Annotated in this window: 1 protein-coding gene; it reads left to right on the forward strand. The window is 46.5% G+C overall.

Annotated elements, in window-relative coordinates:
* Positions 1 to 369: 369 nt before the first annotated feature.
* A partial coding sequence (locus L692_RS0108825) for a transposase (protein ID WP_025699073.1) occupies positions 370 to 982 on the forward strand: 613 nt, incomplete at its 3' end.

Here is a 982-nt window from a genome sequence, read left to right on the forward strand (position 1 = left end):
CTCACTCGTTGTTCAGTTTTCAAAGATCAAACCTTTATTGCTTTAAATCTTCAGTGCGGATGACCAATTGTCAACCGGATCTCTAATATATCACTTTTTTCGACCGATTGCAAGACTTTTTAACAACTTTTTTGCTTTCTATTAATTTCTATTAAATAAAAAGTTTATAAGCTGTCAGCAATCTGTCATCAGCAACTGGATTTATAATATAACATGCTCAAAGCATATGAAACAACCAGTAATATTTCCCAATCCTTAGTATGATACTATTTCACGCCTGTTGATTAACCACTAAATGGTAGAAAAAGAGCCGTCAACTCGGTAAAATGTTTGTACCCCTACAAACCAAACCGAAAGGTGACGACTCTCATGAAAAAGTCTATCACGATCCCGTTTATCCTTCAATCGATTTTGACGCCCGAAGAAGTGGAAACCGTAGCCAAAACGGCGGGCTATCAGGACAAGGCGCGAAAATTCACGCTTCATACCTTGTTGCAGTACTGGTGTGTCGCAGCAATCCAAGAATGGTCCGGGTACCGTGCTGGAGCGGACTGTGCATTAGCCAGCGGTTTGCCTGCCGTTCATTATTCCAGTTTTTCGGGAAAAGCAGCGGAGGTGCCTTTTGCGGTGTTCAAGGACCTTTTTCACCTCATCGTCCGTAAATGTAATCGGGAAACCCGCCGAAATCTTCGTATCCCCAAAGAACTGCTGCTGGTGGATTCCACGACCATGACCGTGGGGAAAACCCGCTTGCCCTGGGCCCCGTACCACGGAAAACGAGCCGGGGTTAAACTGCATGTCGCCTTACGGGCGGAAACCGGACAACCGCTACGCGTGGTCGAAACGGTAGGTTCTCGGCATGACGGGCCCGTCTGTGAACAACTAACCGACCCAAGCTACATCATGGTGATGGACCGAGCCTACGGAAAGCTGGAGCGAATCGACGGATTTAAGCAAAGCGGTCAATCCTATGTCATTCGGC

The organism is Paenibacillus forsythiae T98 (genome assembly GCF_000520735.1).
In the GTDB taxonomy this organism is placed as follows: Bacteria; Bacillota; Bacilli; order Paenibacillales; family Paenibacillaceae; genus Paenibacillus_AQ; species Paenibacillus_AQ forsythiae.